This window comes from uncultured Faecalicoccus sp., assembly GCF_944327125.1.
In the GTDB taxonomy this organism is placed as follows: Bacteria; Bacillota_I; Bacilli_A; order Erysipelotrichales; family Erysipelotrichaceae; genus Faecalicoccus.
This window is the reverse complement of record NZ_CALVGO010000001.1, coordinates 1-18662: the sequence shown is the minus strand read 5'-3', so window position 1 is coordinate 18662 and position 18662 is coordinate 1. Positions and strand designations below refer to the sequence as shown.

Genomic DNA, 18662 nt, shown 5'->3' with positions numbered 1-18662 from the left:
TCCGATCTATTAGGAAATCCTCTCATCAAGGAATCTAAAGAAGTAGTGATTAAATGGATCACAGGATAACGATCCTAAAGTGCCAAATCCCTTTAATATGGTGATTTGGTGTTTTTTTTGATTAGAATTTTTTCTTACACTAATTACATTTTGTTTGTAAATAAAAGATTTCATGAATATAATATAGTCAAAAGTGAGTGAGGTAAAACGATGAAACTTAAACTGTTGACAAAACGTCAAAATCAAGTGATGTCTATATTATGGAATTCAAAAGAACCATTATCGGCGAGCCAAATCCATCAAGCAGATGAAAATCTCAATATGAATACAGTTCAACAAGTTCTAAGAGTTCTTTTGAACATGAAATATATCAAAGTGGCAGACATTGGATATTCCAGCACTTCTTTAACTCGCTTATATGCTCCTACTGTATCTCAGGCAGATTATATTCAATTTTTACTGGGAGATAAAAGTCGGTTTGAGGTCACAGCGTATCTGATCAATTCCAACACCAATCTTAACGAACTCAATGAATTAAAAAAACTAATCGACCGGAAGAAAAAAGAGCTCGAAAAGTAAGCCCTTGTCTTCCCCAAAAAAAGAACCTGAGTTTCATCTGTAACTCAGGTTTTTCTTTTTACTTTTTTAACTCTTTTCTTCTTTTATCGATCAAGTCACGTAATTCTTTTAATTCTTTATCATCGGAAGACTGCTCAATAAAACGAAGAGCAAAGTCTTTCAATGCTTCATCATTCAAATAAGCCGAGAGATATGTAGCTTGTGAAATGATTGGCGAAAATTGTCGGGTAATCGAATTTTTTGTATAGCCTACACCCGTTACCTTAATAAATCCTTTTTTCATCAGCTTCTTTAAATTTGGCTGAATCGTATTCATCGTTATATCTGGGATAAGAGTTAAAATATCATTCGCCGAGAGAGGTTCATTAGAATTCCATAGAGTTTCCATAATGTCCGATTCTCTTTTCGATAGTCTTTCTTTCATTTGCGTTCATCCTTTCCGTTTTTATTATTATACTATACTTTTCTGTCTAAATGTTAAAATTTTCCCTATTTTATGCACTTTTTTCACTTTTCCTCTTTTTCAAAAATCAAAATTAAATCGATTTGAGCCGGTATCCTATTGAATATCAAATTGCCCTAATGTATCAATTCTGATATAATTTTTCTGTATTGTTTAAGGAGGCTTTTATTATGCCAAGCCAAGTTATCGTTGGAACTCAGTGGGGCGATGAGGGAAAAGGAAAAATCGTTGATGTGCTCGCCCAGAAAGCGGATATGATCGTTCGTTTCCAGGGTGGAGACAATGCGGGTCATACGGTTATCGTACAGGGAAAGAAACATGTACTGCATCTTCTGCCAAGCGGAGTGCTCAATCCAAATGCACTTTGTGTCATTGGTCCAGGTGTTGTATGTAACCCTTTTATACTTTTAAAAGAAATGGAAACCTTAGAAAAAGGCGGACTGACTTGTGATCACATTATTATCAGTGACCGAGCTCAGATGCTTATGCCATATCACTGCTACCAGGATGAACTGGAAGAACAAAGTGCCAGCCACAAAATTGGTACAACAAAAAAAGGTATCGGACCTTGTTATGCGGACAAATACGCACGAAGAGGAATTCGTTACCATGAATTCATTGATTTTGAAAGCTTTAAAGTCCGTTTAAAAGAATGCCTGGATTTCAAAAATAAACTGTTCACTAAGGTCTATGATGGTCAGGCAATGGATTTTGATAAGATGGTCAGCGACTTTGAAAAAATCTACGATAAGATCGTTCCTATGATCAAAGAAACCACGCATATCGTAAATGAAGCGCTGGACGAAGATAAAATCGTTCTGTTTGAAGGGGCTCAGGCAGCCATGTTAGATATCAATTATGGAACGTATCCTTATGTTACCAGCTCTTCCCCAACCAGTGCCGGTGTTACCGTTGGAGCTTGCGTGGCCCCAAGCCGTATACAGACAGTCGTCGGTGTCGTTAAGGCATATTCTACCCGCGTTGGTGAAGGACCGTTTGTAACAGAACTCAACAACGAACAGGGATCCTGGATCCGCGAAAAAGGATTTGAATATGGGGCAACCACAGGACGTCCTAGACGATGCGGGTGGCTGGATCTGCTGGTCGTTAAACATGCGGTAATGATGAATGGACTGACAGATATCGTAATCACTAAGATCGATGTATTGACAGGTTTGGAAAAACTGTATGTCTGTACAGGATATGAAATTGATGGAAAAGTTTATAACTACATTCCTAGCGATCAATCTATGGTTGCCAAGGCAAAGCCGGTATACAAAGAATTTGACGGATGGAAAGAAGATATTTCCAAAATGGAAACTTATGATCAGCTTCCGGAAAACTGTAAAAAATACCTCCAATTCATTGAAGAATTTACAGGTGTCCGCATTTCTATGGTTTCTGTAGGACCGGATCGTGTAAATAATATTTATATCCATGAAATCTAAGAGACTTCGGTCTCTTTTTTCTTTGTAAAAGAATCTAACATAGATGCAATTTCGTGATATTATTCTAGCGAAAAGGAGAAGTTTTATGACCAAAAAATATTTTTTCTTTGATATAGACGGCACATTGACAGATCGCAAAACCAATAAAATTGTTCCCAGTGCCCAACTGGCTTTGGACAAGCTGCAGGAAGCAGGACATTTTGTCGCAATCGCAACAGGAAGAGCCCATTATAAATCGATCCATTTTATGAAAGAAGTGGGTCTTCACAATATGGTATGCTGCGGAGGCGGAGGCCTTGTCATCAATGACAAACTGGTACGAAACCTGCCTTTAGACCTTGAAAAGGCAAAAGCACTGATCAAGGAAGCTGATGAACATGGAATCGGCGTTCTCCTGCAGTTAAATGATTCCATCGATGTGTATGCCAAAAACGATTTGTTTCGTCAACAAGTCGGTGAACGCAAAGAACCCACCCGGTATTATATCGATCCAAAGATGGACTACGATAAGTTGGATATTATCTATAAACTCTACCTCTCTGTTTTACCTGAACAAGAAAAGGATTTGAAACTTTTGAACACGATTGGTCATATCCGATTCGAACCAGAATATCTCATCTTTCAATACGATGCCAAACATCAGGGAATCCTTGATATGATGGAAAGGCTTCACGGAAAAATCGAGGATGTTGTCGTTTTTGGAGATGACACCAACGATATCGTCATGTTTGATCCCCGATGGACCAGTATAGCCATGGGAAATGCCTGTGATGCACTCAAAGAAAAAGCATCCATAGTAACGGATGCAAATGTAGATAATGGAATCTATAATATCTGTGAGAAAAAAGGATGGTTCAACAAAATTTAACACCGTAAAAGTACAAGTTTCGGCTTGTACTTTTTAATACGGTTCCTTTTTGTCTGTACGATCTAAAAGATAGTCAACGCTGGTATTATAGTAATCTGCCAGTTTAATCAATTGTTCAAGGGGAATCGCCCGGTCATCATTTTCATACCTGGAATAAGTTCTTTGGGTTACATTAAGATACTTAGCGATTTCGGCTTGCGTCAGATCGTTATCTTCTCTTAGATCTCTAATCCTCTTTAACTTCATAACGTATCCTCTTAACACTTCTTTTTATTAAATTTATTATATATTACCGATAGTCAAATTCGAAATATTAGCTCAAAAAGGACTACTCCATCACACTGGTTTTCTGTAAAAACAGTGTAAATTTTGTTTATTTTTAAGTAAAAAGTGGGGATTATAGAAATATTTTTAAATGTGTTGATTTCTTTTAGCGGATTGCCTCTTCTAAAACTTTTCCAATCGAATCATGGATCACCAGATTGGCCATACCATCACGGTCTGTGGCTGCCTTATTGATCACCACCAAGTACTTGCCATGGAAATAATCGATCAGACCAGCGGCTGGATAAACCACCAGACTGGTTCCTCCAACGATAAGAAGATCCGCATTGGCAATAGCCCGTAAGGCTCCATGCAATACATCCTGATCCAAGGCTTCTTCATATAAAACCACATCCGGTTTTATAATATTTCCACAATGCGGACAACGAGGTATTCCTTCATCATCCTTTGCCTTGATCACTTCCTCCAAAGTGTAGTGTCTTCGGCAGGAAACACAAGTATTCTTTGCCACAGAACCATGAAGCTCAAACACATTCTTTGAACCCGCTTTTTGATGAAGTCCATCGATATTCTGTGTAATGATGGCTTTACACTTTCCCATTGCCTCCAGCTTTGCCAGCGCCTGATGCGCTTTATTGGGCTTTGCATCGGGATAGATCATCTGATTAAAATAAAATTCATAGAATTCCTTAGGATTTTGAACAAAGAAACTATGCGATACCATAATTTCGGCAGGATATCGATACTTTTTCTTGTAAAGTCCATTATCGCTTCGAAAATCCGGGATACCGCTTTCTGTACTGACCCCCGCTCCTCCAAAAAATACAATATTATTTGATTGTTGAATCATTTCCTTCAGTTCCATTTGTTGATCCTCCTGTATATATTATAACGCAAATCAGACCTATTCTTGTTTTAAGATCACATTTTCAAAAGAATACTCCTGACCATTTTCATCTAAACAGCGTATTGTGGAATCCTTTGGAGAATCTATGTCCAGCCGGTATACAACCGTTTCTTCTTTCGGTGTCTCTTTTTCAAAACGGACCAGGATCTCCTTCCCCTTTTGTTCACAGCTTACACTTTCTGCATCCATACCAAAATCATTAAAAATAATATATGGATCCTCATTGGAATTGATCATATAGATCCCTGGTTGAGATAGTTCATAACCATCGATAGAAAAATCATCCACTTGCGAGATCTTTATTCCTGAATTCTGACATCCCGCAAGGGCCAGCAAGCCAAGCAATGGAATTACTCTTTTCACAATATCCCTCCTTTGTTTATAGTAAAAGAAAACATATGTTAATGTTTATATTAATATTATATCAAAAAAAACAGTTGAGAGAAGACTCTCAAACTGTTTAATCGGTTTCTTTTTCGACGACGGTAAACGTATATTCGCCTTGTTCAAAATCGACATAAAGATCCGATTCTTTGAATACACCCGCTTCAATGATCTTTTTGGCAATATTGGTTTCAATTTGCCGCTGAATGTATCGTTTCATAGGACGAGCCCCGTAAACAGGATCCACGCCCATCTTGGCAATCTGTGCATAGACCTGATCACTGACATGCAGATGAATATCCCGTTTTAACAAACGATGCGCCAGTTGATTGATAAATTTATGGGCAATCTTGATAAATGCATCATCCCCTAAAGCGTTGAATACGATAATTTCATCGATACGATTGATAAACTCGGGTTTAAAATGACGTTTTACTTCATCCATATACCGGTCATAGTTATCCTTTTCAAAGGCATATTGGGAGCCCAAATTGCTGGTAAGAATGATGATCGTATTCTTGAAATCTACGGTAACCCCTTTGGAATCGGTAATTCGTCCGTCATCCAGGATCTGTAAAAGAACATTGAAGACATCCGGATGGGCTTTTTCGATCTCATCAAAGAGAACGATGCTGTATGGATTGCGCCGAACCGCTTCGGTGAGCTGACCGCCTTCATCGTACCCTACGTATCCAGGAGGCGCACCAATCAAACGGGCCACACTGTGTTTCTCCATATATTCAGACATATCAATACGTACGATATGCCGTTCATCATCAAACAGCTGCTCAGCAAGAGCCTTGGCCACTTCCGTTTTTCCTACCCCGGTTGGGCCTAGGAACATAAAAGATCCAATAGGACGGTTTTCATCCTGAATCTGGGCTTTACTTCGTAAGATCGCATCCGTCACAAGATCCAGGGCTTCATCCTGACCTACGACACGTTTTTGAAGCTGTTCTTTCAAATGAAGCAGTTTCTCCCGTTCTGATTCCACCAGTCGTGTTACTTCCACGCCTGTCCAGCGGGATACGATCTTGGCAATCATTTCTTCATCTACAGTTTCCTGGATCAAAGAATCCTCCTTGACCAGCTCCTGCTGTTTCTTTATACGTGCTTCCAATTGTGGAATAACGGAATACTGCAGGCGGGCCGCTTCTTCATAACGGGCATCATTTTGTGCCTGCTCCAGATCCAGGCGAGCTTTTTCCAATGCCTGCTTATCTTCCTTGGCATGTGCCAATACCGCTTTTTCATCCTCCCATTTGGAATGCATCTGGTCTCTTTGACTCTGAAGACGTCCCAGCTTTTCTTCAATCTCATTTCGTCTTTCGACTGCCTTTTTATCGTCTTCTTTTGATAACGAGGTCTTTTCAATTTGAAGCTGCAGGATCTCACGCTGAAGTTCATCCAGTTCCTGCGGCATGCTTTCCATTTCTACTTTTAAGGTTGCACAAGCTTCATCCACAAGGTCGATGGCTTTATCCGGAAGAAAACGATCGGTGATATAGCGATCCGAAAGAGTCGCAGCGGCAATCAAGCTTTCATCCAAGATACGGACACCGTGATAAGACTCAAAACGATCTTTTAAGCCACGCAGGATACTGATGGTATCTTCCACACTCGGCTCCTGAACGTTTACACGCTGGAACCGTCTTTCCAAAGCAGCATCTTTTTCAATATATTTTCGATATTCATTAAAAGTCGTTGCGCCAATGCAGTGCAGTTCACCTCGCGCCAGCATAGGTTTCAACAAGTTGGCGGCATCCATGGAGCCTTCTGTTTTTCCTGCTCCTACCAGATTATGAATCTCATCAATAAACAAAATGATTTGTCCATTGGATCGTTTGACTTCTTCCAGGATCGACTTCAGCCTTTCCTCAAATTCACCTCGATATTTTGCCCCCGCAATCAAAGAACCCATATCCAGTTCGATCAATCGTTTTTCCTTTAACGACTCTGGAACATCTTTTTTCATGATACGCCATGCGATTCCTTCTACGACTGCCGTTTTTCCAACGCCTGGTTCTCCAATCAATACTGGATTATTTTTGGTCTTTCGAGATAAGATCTGCATAACACGACGAATCTCGTCATCACGGCCAATAATAGGATCGATCTTTCCATCTTTAACATCCTGAACAAGATCTCGTCCATATTTTTTTAATGCCTCTACATTTTCTTCCGCATTTGGCGAATCGTATTTCTTACCATTTCGTCTTTCCAGTTCAGCCTGTTGACAGGCTTCCTTCGTCAAATGAAATTCTTTGACCAGACGTTTTGAAATGTACGAACGATTGAACATCAACGCAATCCAGAGACTGGCAACGCTCAAGTATGTTTCATCGTGTTCTCTGGCCCACTGTTCAGCTGTATCCAAAGATTGCTGAACCTCGGACGAAAAATTTAAGTTCACATTGTTGGATCGCGCAATTCGCTTGTTTTCGTCCGCGATGATCTGCAGTGCTCTATTTTTATCGATCTGCAGCCGATCATACAATCCATCCAACACATCCTCTTTGAATATTGCTTCCAACACATCAATCGTATCAACGCTGGTATGCTGATACGACTTGGCCAGATTAAATGACTCCATCAATATTTTTTGTAAACGTTCTGACATCTGTTCAAAGTTTACCATAGAACATCCCTCCTTTTAGCACTCTATCTTTCTATGTGCTAACTGTATTATATCATAATATTTAGCACTCGCAACCATTTAGTGCTAAATATTTATAAAAATAAAACACAGTCTCCTGTGCTTTACTGTCTATAAAACCACGCTTCAAAACGACGTTTATTCTTTTCAGAATGACGAAAATCGACAAGCTTTTTATTTCCCCTGGAATCAATATATTCCAGTTTGATTCTCCCGCTTCCATCCCCTGTCATCGATACTCTGGATGTCTGAAAGCCAATCACTTCCCGTATCGCATTGCGATTAAAAATCAGATATCCCGGTGACATTCGACATAAAAGCCATTCCCTGTCCTGTACTGGAAGATCCGCATCCGTTCTTTGGGCAAAAGCATGTCCGCTGAGTTTTTCCTGTTCTCTTAAAAACATTTTTGACTTTCTAAGCGGAATCAAAATACCAAAAATCAAAACAGGAATCAAAACAATGATGGGAATGAAAATCGAGGACTGCCATCGATTTCTTTGGAACACATAAAGAATAATGCCAAAGATTGCCGCCATGATAATCGCAATCCATATACTGTCCTTAACCGAATAAAAAGCTATTTTCTTTAACGGAAATCGGTAAGGATCTTTTGATTGTTCATAAATTTTTCTTCTATCCATACACTTTTCTCCTTTTTGGTTTCATGATCAGGAAGATCCCTGTAAAGATCAAAAGGCATCCGATAATATTCGAAAACTGCATCGTATCCTTTAAAATAAGCCATCCGCAAAACAAAGAGGTCAAAGGTTCGAACAGACAAAATAAGGAGGCTGTCGCTGAACCAATCAGACGTGTTGACACCTGCAGAAGCAAAACTCCGGAAATTGACAATCCCACCAGCAGGAACAGTGAACCGGCAGCCTGCCAGTTCCATATCACATTGAAACTTCCCTTCAACAGGCAAATACAAAATAGGACGACGACTTCCATCAAACAGGCATAAAACGCAACGACAAAGGGATTCAGTGCGGCAAGTCCCTGTTTATCCAAAACCACCATATAACATGCGTAGGTAAAACCTGAAATCACAGCCAACGCCATTCCGTAGCCATTGTTGAGATCCTTAAATTCGATAAAAAATAAAATGCCGACAATGGAAATGACCAGGGCGAACCATTGCGTTCTTGAAAACCGATTCTTATAGTACAAAAACAAGATCAAAAACACAAAAATCGGATACATGAAGTGCAGCGATGTCGCATTACCCGTAGGGATATACAAATACGATGTACTTAATAGCAATAAAGTGATCACCTGAAAGAAACTATCGATCCCTATCGAAAACAACTGGCGGCCATCCATCTTTAACGATTGTTTCTTTAACCTTAACATACAGTAGGAAAAGATTCCCAGTCCTAAAAAACGGAAAAAGCCAATGGCATATACATCAAAATTTAGATCGAGTACAACCTTTGTGAATAAAGGTACCAGTCCAAAACTGACAGCACTGATAATCGACAACAATATTCCCTGTCTCATTGTTCTATTATAGCACAGAATAAAAATGTTGATTTTGTCAAAAACACAAAAAAAAGGGCTTGTACCCTTTATGAATATGAATTATTTAAAAAGCTCTTTTCGATTATAAGCCTTTTGCCAGTTCATCGTGAACTCGCCGACCGCAATCGTTGTTGCCGGATGATCGATCATATTAAACAAGACATCACAAGGTACGGTAACCGCCTGGATACCCGCCTTGATCAATTCATGAACCTGGTATGTATTTTTAAAGCTTGCCGCAACCACTTTTGTTGGAATCTGATGAACGCGAAGCATTTCAATCAGATCCTTTGTCGTCTCAACGCCATCTCCGTAATTGCACATACGATTCACATAGGGTGCCAGATAATCGGCCCCATTGCAGGCAGCGATAAACCCTTGTTCAGCCGTATAGATCGCTGTGGCCAGGGTGTGAATTCCTTCTTCCTTACAAGTTTTAATAGCTTTTAAGCCATCATGGGTCACAGGAATCTTCACATACATATTTTTAGGACGAAGCTTAGATATTTTTCTGGCTTCTTCCATAATACCTTCATAATCTGTTTTTACCACCTGAATAAAGAGCTTTTGATCCGGGCTCAAAAGAGAAATCAGTTCATCAATAACATCCAAAGCTTCTTTGCCCGACTGCGTCAAAATCGTTGGATTCGTAGTGACTCCAGTCACCGTACAAAGTTCATTCAATGCTTTGATTTTACCAATGTCTGCTGAATCAATAATTAGTTCCATGTTCTAAATCCTCCATCAACACACATTATACAAACTTTATTATTGTTTGTCTATAATTTGTTATTGATTTTTATTATTTGATAAAAAAGGTGTGCATCTGCACACCTTTAGAAAGCTTCTTTTCCTTTGATATATGTCATTTCAACACTGTAATCATCATTGAGTACAACCAGGTCTGCATCTTTTCCAGTCTGGATGCTTCCCTTGCGATCATCAACACCTAACATGCGTGCCGGATTGATCGTACAGGAGTTGATGGCACTTTGCCAAGGTACCAGGGCTTTTTCTACCAAAATTCCCAAACCTTTATTGACATTCAATGTAGAACCCGCAAGACCCTTTGTCGATGTCAAATGAGCGCTTCCATCTTCATACAGTTCGATTTCGTTTCCACCAAACAATGTCTTCGTGCCTGCAGGCAATCCTTTAACCATCAAAGAATCCGTGATCATTACCGCATAATTTGGACCTTTGGCCGTAAAGTAATCGTTTAGTGCATCGTAAGTAGAATGATTTCCGTCACAAATGATTTCTCCATATACATCACGGAAACGGAAAGCAGCGCCTACCAGACCCGGATCACGATGATGGAATTTTGTCATTCCATTATATACATGGGTCATACTCTTGGCTCCGTTGGCAATAGCCATTCGAGCCTGTTCATATGTAGCTCCAGAATGTCCCTGGCTGACGACGATATCATGATCCACGCAGAATTTGGTCAAAGCGTAATCTTCATCGTGTTCACAGGCCACCGTAATGATCTTGATCAGATGATTGCTAGCTTCATAATAACGTTTAAATTGTTCCACATCCGGTTTTACACAATATTGTTCCGGCTGTGCTCCCTTATAAACCTGATCCAGATAAGGACCTTCAAAATGAATACCGAGGATCTCAGCTCCTTCGTATCCTTCTTCTACTACTTTGGCTACATTCTTCACCGCATTGGTCAAAACTTCTTCGCTTTGCGTGATCGTTGTAGGCAAAATCGAAGTTACCCCCTCTTTTACGATGTTTTTCATCCAGTTACGCAATCCTTCTTCTTCGGCATCGTTGGTATCAAAGCCATAAGCTCCATGCGTATGCACATCAATGAATCCAGGAACGATACGTTTGTCGCCATAATCTTTATCCACTGGTTTTGTCTGATAAGGATAGATGTTTACGATTTTTCCATCTTCCACTTCGATCTGGGCTTCCAGCCAATTATTTAAGACCCAGATTCTTTTACTTTGTATGATCATAAATACTCCCTCTTTTCTTTAAACACATTATACCTTTTTCTACGATACTTTTGTTTATAGAAGGCTTATACTTTTTAGTTTTATTTTTGCACAAACTCTTTATTTTAAATTGCGAATATAATTCAAGGCCCCTCCTGCCATGATCAAATCAAGATCTTCCTTACTGCAGTCACAGGAAACCTCAAATGAAATATTCTTGGTCTTATTCTGTACCTTTAAAGTTCTTTGTGAATAAAGAGACCGAACGTTTTCGATATACAATTCATCCATTTCATCAATGGTTTCATAATCTTCCTTGTGAACAAAAACCAAAGGCAGGATACCAAAATTGATCAGATTGGCTTTATGAATACGGGCAAACGAACAACAGATCACAGCCTTGATGCCCAGATACATCGGCGCCAGCGCTGCATGTTCACGGCTGGATCCCTGCCCATAGTTTTCTTTGGCCACAATGATGCCGCCGTGATTTTCCTGGCATACTTTATAAAACTCTTTCTTATTGTTTTCAAAGACAAACGTAGACAGTTTTTCGATATTGGAACGATATGGCAAAACCTTCGCTCCTGCCGGTGCAATATGGTCCGTGGTAATATTGTCCCCCAGCTTGATGACCACTTTCTTATCGATATCGTTTGGTAAAGACTCATTGGTGGGAATCGGTTTGATATTCGGCCCGCGAATGATTTCCACTTTTTCTGGTTCTGTGCTTGGAGGATAAATCATAGAATCATCCACGATCTTTGGCTCATAGACACGCTTGTCTTCATAATCCACCTTGCGGGGATCGACAAAATGGCCGGCAACCGCACTGCATGCCGCTGTTTCTGGAGAAACCAGATAGATCCCTGCACTCAAAGTCCCAGAACGGCCGTAAAAGTTTCGATTGAACGTACGTAAAGAGATTCCATTGGTCTTTGGACTCTGACCCATTCCAATACATGGTCCGCAGGTACATTCCAAAATGCGGGCGCCTGCTTCAATAAATGTACGTAAGGCTCCGGTCTGGATCAGTTTCATCAAAACCTGTCTGGATCCCGGTGAGATCACCAGAGACACATTCGGGGCAATCGTCTTTCCTTTTAATATGGAAGCCACTTTCATCAAATCTTCAAATCCCGAGTTGGTACAAGATCCAATCGCCACTTGATCAATTTTTGTTTTTTCCAGTTCATAAACCGATTTGACATTGTCCGGAGAATCTGGACAAGCCGCCAGAGGGACCAATGTATCCAGATTGATCTCAATTGTTTGATCATAATGGGCATTGACATCCGCTTTCAATTCCACAAAATCCTCCAGACGACCTTGCTGGGACAAGAATTGTTTTGTCACTTCATCACTTGGAAATACAGAAGTGGTCGCCCCCAGCTCTGCCCCCATATTCGCAATCGTCGCCCTTTGATACACACTTAAATGTTTCAAGGCATCTCCGGTATATTCGAAAATACAACCGACTCCCCCTTTTACACTCAATCTTCTCAGTAATTCCAAAATGATATCTTTACTTGAAACACCATGTCTTAAATGCCCATGCAGGCGAACCTCAACGATCTTTGGCATGGTAAGCCGGTATGGCATTCCTGCCATGGCTTTGGCTACATCCAATCCCCCAGCCCCTATGGCAAGACACCCAATGGCCGAACTGGTAGGTGTATGTGAATCGCTTCCAATCAACGTTTTCCCTGGTTTGGCAAATCGTTCCAAATGAACCTGATGACAAATCCCATTTCCCGGCCTAGAAAAATAGATTCCATATTTTGAAGCCACCGACTGCAGATACGCATGATCATCCGCATTCATGTATCCATTCTGAAGAGTATTGTGGTCCACATAGCTGACAGAAAGCTCAGTCTTGACTTTTGGAACGCCCATAGCTTCAAACTGGATATAAGCCATCGTACCTGTCGCATCCTGCGTCAAAGTCTGATCAATATGAAGGCTGATGGTTTCATCTTGTTTCAATTCTCCGTCTACCAAATGAGCTTTTAAGATTTTCTGCGTTAAATTTTCCATATGAGATCTCCTTTATATGCGAGTTATTATACCAAATTATGAAAATAAATGAAAGTTTATGATATAATACATGAAACTAAATGAAAGGAAATGAATATGAATGACTTTGAAAAGTTATACCGAGCCAACGAAGAGTGGAATCGCATCGACCCTTCTCTTTATGCCAAATATCGAGTCAAATCCGGTCTTCGAAACGAGAACGGAACCGGTGTCAAAGTCGGCCTTACCAAGATCAGCGATGTAATCGGATATCAAATTGTCAATGGAAACAAACAAAATCTTCCCGGCCGTCTTATCTACAGAGGCTACGATATCGAAGAGTTGATCTCTCTGCGCGAAGAACATCACTTTGGATATGAAATGACCGCTTTTCTTCTGATTTTTGGAAAACTCCCAACACATCGCCAACTCTTGGATTTTCATAAAGAACTGATCAAGATTGCCAACGCTGAAAGCGTAAACATTCACTATCAGCCATCCAATCTTCTCAATGCGATCCAGATCGATGTTTTAAAACTATACAGCCAGGACAAGGATCCGGATACCGATACATTGGAAGAACGTATGCGAAAAGGCCTTTATATTCTGGCAAGCATGCCCTTATTTATGCTCAGCCACTATAAAAAGGAAAAAATCACCAAGTATCCCCTTCCCGATAAGGGGATCGCAGAAAATGTCCTATGCATTATTAAAGGCAACACCCATTACACCCAAAGAGAAGCCGATGTCCTTGACATATTGTTCATGCTTCATGCCGACCATGGTGGAGGAAATAACTCCACGTTCACCAATGTTGTCATGTCCAGCACTGGCACGGATATCTATTCCTGTATCAGTGCAGCGTTAGGTTCTTTAAAAGGACCGCGCCATGGAGGTGCCAATATCAAGACAAACGCGATGTTTGAAGCCATCATCAAAGAAATCGGCATCACCACCAATCAGAAGGCTCTTCGAACCATTGCGAAACGATTGTTGGAAAAAGACTTCTTTGATCGATCCGGTCTGATTTATGGCATCGGCCATGCGATCTACACAAAAAGTGACCCGCGCTGCCAGGTCATCAAACAGGCTGGTAAGCTTCTTGCCAGAGAGAAGGATGCCATGGATCAATATCATTTTCTGGAAGCTTTTGAAGCCGCTGCCTTATACCAGATGCGTAAGATCAAACATGTGGAAACATGCGCCAATGTGGACTATTATTCGGGATTTACCTATTCTCTTTTAGGAATTCAGGATAATTTATTCACTCCATTGTTCGGCATGGCCAGAACGGCCGGATGGGTGGCCCATCATTTGGAAAACCGACAAAACAATCGAAAACTGATTCGCCCTGCCAACGTATATGTTGGCCAAAGATAAGGAGGAACTTTAGTGAATACGATAACTGTTTTTAAAGGAGATGGCATCGGGCCGGAAATTACCGACGCTGTCTTGGATATACTGAATGCCGCAAAGGCGGACCTTTCTTATGAAATCTTCAATGTAGGAGAAGCCGTTTATAAAAAAACCGGAGAATTCATTCCCCAGGAAGGCTTTGCATCGTTTGAAAAAAATAAGATCTTGTTGAAGTCCCCCATCACCACCCCGATTGGAAAAGGATTTCGTTCTTTAAATGTGACATTACGAAATAAATATGATTTATGGGCCAATATACGCCCTGCCAAAACCAATCCTTGTCTAAATACACTTTTTTCCAATGTCGATATCGTGACCTTTCGAGAAAATACCGAAGATCTCTATGTAGGAAAAGAGGAAGTCATCGACGATGACACGGTCATTGCCTATAAGATCATCACTCGAAAAGCCAGCACAAGGATCATCAAAGCAGCTTTTGAATATGCCGTAAATCACGGAAGAAAAAAATGCACTTGTGTACATAAAGCCAATATATTGAAAAAAACGGATGGCTTATTCTTATCGATCTTTGAAGAAATTGCCAAACAATATCCTTCGATCGAAGCAAATTCTTTAATTGTTGATAACACTTGTATGCAGTTAGTCATGGATCCGGGTCAGTTCGATGTGTTCGTCATGCCCAATCTGTATGGAGACATCATCAGCGACCTGACAAGCGGATTGATTGGCGGACTGGGTTTGCTTCCCAGCTGTAACAAAGGCGATGAATACGCCATGTATGAAGCGGTTCATGGCAGTGCTCCCGATATCGCCAACAAAGGAATTGCCAATCCAACGGCTTTATTGCTAAGTGCCTGCATGATGCTGGATGATCTGGGACAAGGGGATGTGGCAGCCTCCATACGAAGAGCTTTAGATCAGGTCTTTGCACAACAAAAATACTTGACCCCCGATCTTAAAGGTCACGCAACCACAAGAGAATTTGTAGAGGCCATCAAAAGCCAAATAAAAAGATGAGATCATTCGTCCTCATCTTCCAGTAATATATCGTGCGTTTTTAAAGTCAGGATATACGTGCCTTCCTTAGGATAGGCACTTTTTTCTTTCTGATCGGCAATGATCTCCAGTTCACATGGATATCCCAGCGATTCAAGTTCTTCCAAAAGTTTATCCTTCCCTAATTTCTTCGTGATATTTCTTCCGCAAGCACAATTGCCATACTGATCCAGGCATTGTAAGATCCATTCAGGAATCTTTGTCTGTGACGCCATTTTACTACACCTCGCTTAACATCTAGTATAATACCAAGCTTTGATTAAAAATCAAGTCAAAAAAAGGAGAACCTTAGTTCTCCAAAAATTGAGCGATCTGTGGATAGTAATCATAACGATCGTCAACGAACTGCATAGCGGCATTGGCAATCGCTCTGGATTTCTCACGATCAATGTCTTTATAGACATTGGCAAAACGGAAATAGATATAATCCTTGATTTGATTTTCACGTAAAATATAGTTGTAGTTGGCATCACCTAAACCGTAATCCCCATGTTCAATGTATAAGTCTGCCACATCCATCATGGCACGGTTTTCATACGCATCATAAAGATCTGTAAACTGAGAAAGTACGGTGTAAATGAATCCTTCGTAGTATTTCACATCATCGTATTGCCAGTTTTTCAATACAGTGAGGGCCACATCCATGAATTTTTCGATCATAGATGTCGCATCCACTTTGATCAGCGTTTTCAGTTCTTCCATCGTTGTGATGTCTTTTCTTTGCGCAATCATCAAAATGCGTTTTACCAAATCAAAGTCAGCGTTGTATTCTTCATTGTTCTCCAGGGCATCCTGAGCAATCTCGTACTTTTCATGAGCCGCAACTGCTTTTCCCAGAGATACAAAATCACTGGCCTTGATATCCACGGTATCCGCAATTTTTTCAATCAGAATCGGCAGCAGATCCAAATCGTATCCATCTTCTTCATAACTGAACTTTTTAGGATCGAGGTGGAACTGTTCCTGAATGATGGAAACGATTTTTTTGTTGTCTGAATTTTCCATCAACAATTCTGCATATTGGTCATATCCTAAATCGATTCCCATGGCCTTGGCCATATCAATGCAGGTATCCAGTGAGAACTGACGATATTGTTCTGCTCTCGTATCTTTCTTCACTGTTTTCTTTGTTTCTTTTTTTGCTGGGGCCGATTTTTTGGTTGAAGTCTTCTTGGCTGGTGCTTTTTTAGCCGGAGCCTTCTTAACTTCTGCTTCCTTTTTTACTTTTGCAGGTTTTTTGTTAGCTTCCACAGCACTTTTATCGTTTTTAAGAGTTTCTGCTTTCTTAGTTGTCTGTTTAGTTTTCGCTGCTTTCTTTGCAGGCGCTTCTGTTTTCGATACTGTTTTCTTGACTGTTTTCCTGGTTGTTGTTTTCTTTGTTTCATCTACAGATTTCGTTCCTTTCTTAACAGTCGTATCTTTCGTTTCCGCTTTTTTTGCAGGCATGATCAGACCCTCCTTACATTCTAGTGTCGTTTTAAGTATATCACTTTTAGAATTTTACGAAACTATAAAAGACCAAACTTTTCACATTTTTTTTAAAATTCAAACCGAATTTCCTACCATTTCACATATTGATATTTGTTTTGTGACACAATTTCATTGTATACTTTCCCTTGTAATAAAGATAAGCAAATGGTTTTGCTTAAGGAGGTATATTACAATGAATCAAAATCAAACTCCACCAGAATTTGAATCAAAAAGAAAACATCGTACGACCAACCGTATGATTGCCATTGGTGCCTGCGTTGTAGTTTTAAGCGGCGTTGCCGGTTTTGCCGGCAATATGCTGGCCGATGGTCTAACGTCTTCTGGGGGTATCACGATAAATCAGCAGACAGGCGGTTCTGCAAAAGGCGGAAAGATCGAAAACGTCAGCGATATTGCGGAAAAATGCGGTCCCAGCGTGGTAGAGATCACCACCGAAGCCGTTTCTAGCGGAAACAGTATTTTTGGCCAGTATATCCAACAAGGAGCTGGAAGCGGTGTGATCTTTTCGGAAGACGGCTATATCATCACAAACAACCATGTAATTGAAAATGCGACATCTATCACCGTTACTACACAAACAGGGGATGAATATAAGGCCACTCTTGTTGGAACCGATTCACAAACGGATTTAGCCGTTATCAAGATTGAAGCCAACAACCTGACGCCGGCAACCATCGGTGACAGCGATTCTCTCCAGGTCGGAGATGCAGCCATTGCGATTGGAAATCCGTTAGGAGAACTGGGAGGTACAGTAACAAAAGGAATCATTTCCGCTTTGGACCGCGAAATCACAGTAGAAGATGAAACCATGACACTCCTTCAAACCGATGCGGCCATCAACCCGGGAAATTCCGGAGGCGGACTCTTTGATGCCAACGGAAATCTGATTGGGATAGTTAATGCCAAAGAAAGTTCTACCGGCATTGAAGGATTAGGATTTGCGATCCCAATCAACGGAGCCATCGACATCATCGATGAACTTATAGAAAACGGATCGGTCACAAGCCGTCCAGCACTGAACGTGTCTTTGTATGATTATGCTTCTGGACAAAGTTTTGGCGGCTCATCAATGGAAGATGGCGTGTATATCGTCCAAGTCGTTCCTCAAGGAGCAGCGGATAAAGCCGGATTGAAGCAAGGAGATCGAATCATCAGTTTTGATGGAAAGGAAGTCTCAACATCTGCGGAAGTCAAGGCCATATTAAGAGAACATAAAATTGGTGACAAGGTCAATATGACAGTATCCCGTGATGGAAAAACAGTCGATGTTACCATCACCTTACAACAACAGTCTTCGTAAAAACAGAGATCTTCTCTGTTTTTTTATACTTCTATACGGAAAACAAACGGATATAGAGCTACATGTTGTTGATTTTGACATGATTTCCCTTGTATTTGCATCTCACTTTCTAGATATGGAAAAACGGTTAATCGAAAGACCAACCGTTTTGTATAATACTGGACATAAAGTCGTTAAATTAGGATTGATCGGTATGCGTTGATGAATTCTCTGGAACAGAAAGCTCCAACCGTTTCAGTATATCTTCCATATCCGCCTGGAGCGCTCCCTTCATCTGGTTTTTTTGTGCTCCGTAATCAGTGACACGGTCGCATACGTAGAACTGAACTGAGCTATATTCCGTAAATTCCATA

The 18662-nt window shown here is 40.6% G+C and carries 18 protein-coding genes; 6 read left to right on the top strand and 12 right to left on the bottom strand.

All coding sequences use genetic code 11. The features are described from left to right. Window positions 1-210: 210 nt before the first annotated feature. Window positions 211-579, top strand: a complete 369-nt coding sequence (locus Q0K03_RS00090) for a BlaI/MecI/CopY family transcriptional regulator (RefSeq protein ID WP_297236460.1) — start codon at window positions 211-213, stop codon at window positions 577-579. Between the two features lie 58 nt (window positions 580-637). Here the strand turns inward: Q0K03_RS00090 and Q0K03_RS00085 are convergent, their stop codons facing one another. Next, entirely contained in the window at window positions 638-1003 is a 366-nt protein-coding gene (locus Q0K03_RS00085) for a BlaI/MecI/CopY family transcriptional regulator (protein WP_297236458.1), read from the bottom strand. 209 nt (window positions 1004-1212) lie between these two features. Here Q0K03_RS00085 and Q0K03_RS00080 point away from each other — a divergent pair, with 209 nt between their 5' ends. Beyond that, entirely contained in the window at window positions 1213-2490 is a 1278-nt protein-coding gene (locus Q0K03_RS00080; RefSeq protein ID WP_297236454.1) for an adenylosuccinate synthase, read from the top strand. 85 nt (window positions 2491-2575) lie between these two features. Further along, the gene (locus tag Q0K03_RS00075; RefSeq protein ID WP_297236452.1) at window positions 2576-3358 is read left to right on the top strand and encodes an HAD family hydrolase; all 783 of its coding nucleotides are present in this window, start codon (window positions 2576-2578) and stop codon (window positions 3356-3358) included. Between the two features lie 33 nt (window positions 3359-3391). On the opposite strand, the gene Q0K03_RS00070 is transcribed toward Q0K03_RS00075, so the two are convergent. From Q0K03_RS00070 to Q0K03_RS00030, 9 genes are all read right to left on the bottom strand, one after another. Continuing rightward, on the bottom strand, window positions 3392-3604 hold the full coding sequence (locus tag Q0K03_RS00070) for a helix-turn-helix transcriptional regulator (protein WP_297236450.1): 213 nt from the start codon (window positions 3602-3604) through the stop codon (window positions 3392-3394). Between the two features lie 184 nt (window positions 3605-3788). After that, entirely contained in the window at window positions 3789-4508 is a 720-nt protein-coding gene (locus Q0K03_RS00065; protein ID WP_297236448.1) for an NAD-dependent protein deacylase, read from the bottom strand. Window positions 4509-4547: 39 nt separating this feature from the next. Further along, the gene (locus tag Q0K03_RS00060) at window positions 4548-4913 is read right to left on the bottom strand and encodes a hypothetical protein (protein WP_297236446.1); all 366 of its coding nucleotides are present in this window, start codon (window positions 4911-4913) and stop codon (window positions 4548-4550) included. Window positions 4914-5010: 97 nt separating this feature from the next. After that, entirely contained in the window at window positions 5011-7572 is a 2562-nt protein-coding gene (locus tag Q0K03_RS00055; protein ID WP_297236443.1) for an AAA family ATPase, read from the bottom strand. A 122-nt stretch (window positions 7573-7694) separates the two neighbouring features. Then, window positions 7695-8234 carry a hypothetical protein gene (locus Q0K03_RS00050; protein ID WP_297236441.1) on the bottom strand — a complete coding sequence of 180 codons (540 nt, stop codon included), beginning with the start codon at window positions 8232-8234 and terminating at the stop codon, window positions 7695-7697. Further along, window positions 8227-9093, bottom strand: a complete 867-nt coding sequence (locus tag Q0K03_RS00045; RefSeq protein ID WP_297236439.1) for a DMT family transporter — start codon at window positions 9091-9093, stop codon at window positions 8227-8229. Before Q0K03_RS00045 ends, Q0K03_RS00050 begins: the two co-directional genes overlap by 8 nt. Before the next feature lie 81 nt (window positions 9094-9174). Next, window positions 9175-9843 carry a transaldolase family protein gene (locus tag Q0K03_RS00040; RefSeq protein ID WP_297236437.1) on the bottom strand — a complete coding sequence of 223 codons (669 nt, stop codon included), beginning with the start codon at window positions 9841-9843 and terminating at the stop codon, window positions 9175-9177. 107 nt (window positions 9844-9950) lie between these two features. Further along, window positions 9951-11090 carry an N-acetylglucosamine-6-phosphate deacetylase gene (gene nagA / locus Q0K03_RS00035; RefSeq protein WP_297236435.1) on the bottom strand — a complete coding sequence of 380 codons (1140 nt, stop codon included), beginning with the start codon at window positions 11088-11090 and terminating at the stop codon, window positions 9951-9953. A gap of 99 nt (window positions 11091-11189) precedes the next feature. Further along, window positions 11190-13106, bottom strand: coding sequence for an aconitate hydratase (locus Q0K03_RS00030; RefSeq protein WP_297236433.1), 1917 nt, complete (start codon window positions 13104-13106; stop codon window positions 11190-11192). A gap of 96 nt (window positions 13107-13202) precedes the next feature. On the opposite strand from Q0K03_RS00030, the gene Q0K03_RS00025 reads away from it, so the two are divergent. Together Q0K03_RS00025 and Q0K03_RS00020 are read left to right on the top strand one after the other, a co-directional pair. Next, the gene (locus Q0K03_RS00025) at window positions 13203-14465 is read left to right on the top strand and encodes a citrate synthase (RefSeq protein ID WP_297236431.1); all 1263 of its coding nucleotides are present in this window, start codon (window positions 13203-13205) and stop codon (window positions 14463-14465) included. A gap of 12 nt (window positions 14466-14477) precedes the next feature. After that, window positions 14478-15479, top strand: coding sequence for an isocitrate/isopropylmalate dehydrogenase family protein (locus Q0K03_RS00020; protein WP_297236429.1), 1002 nt, complete (start codon window positions 14478-14480; stop codon window positions 15477-15479). Window positions 15480-15481: 2 nt separating this feature from the next. Here Q0K03_RS00020 and Q0K03_RS00015 read toward each other — a convergent pair whose 3' ends face one another. Next, window positions 15482-15733 (bottom strand): hypothetical protein, encoded by a 252-nt coding sequence (locus Q0K03_RS00015; RefSeq protein WP_297236427.1) that lies wholly within the window; start codon window positions 15731-15733, stop codon window positions 15482-15484. A 73-nt stretch (window positions 15734-15806) separates the two neighbouring features. After that, window positions 15807-16964, bottom strand: coding sequence for a neurofilament protein (locus tag Q0K03_RS00010; RefSeq protein WP_297236425.1), 1158 nt, complete (start codon window positions 16962-16964; stop codon window positions 15807-15809). A 217-nt stretch (window positions 16965-17181) separates the two neighbouring features. Between Q0K03_RS00010 and Q0K03_RS00005 the strand changes: the two genes are divergently transcribed. Then, entirely contained in the window at window positions 17182-18309 is a 1128-nt protein-coding gene (locus Q0K03_RS00005; protein ID WP_297236423.1) for a trypsin-like peptidase domain-containing protein, read from the top strand. Window positions 18310-18662: the final 353 nt, after the last annotated feature.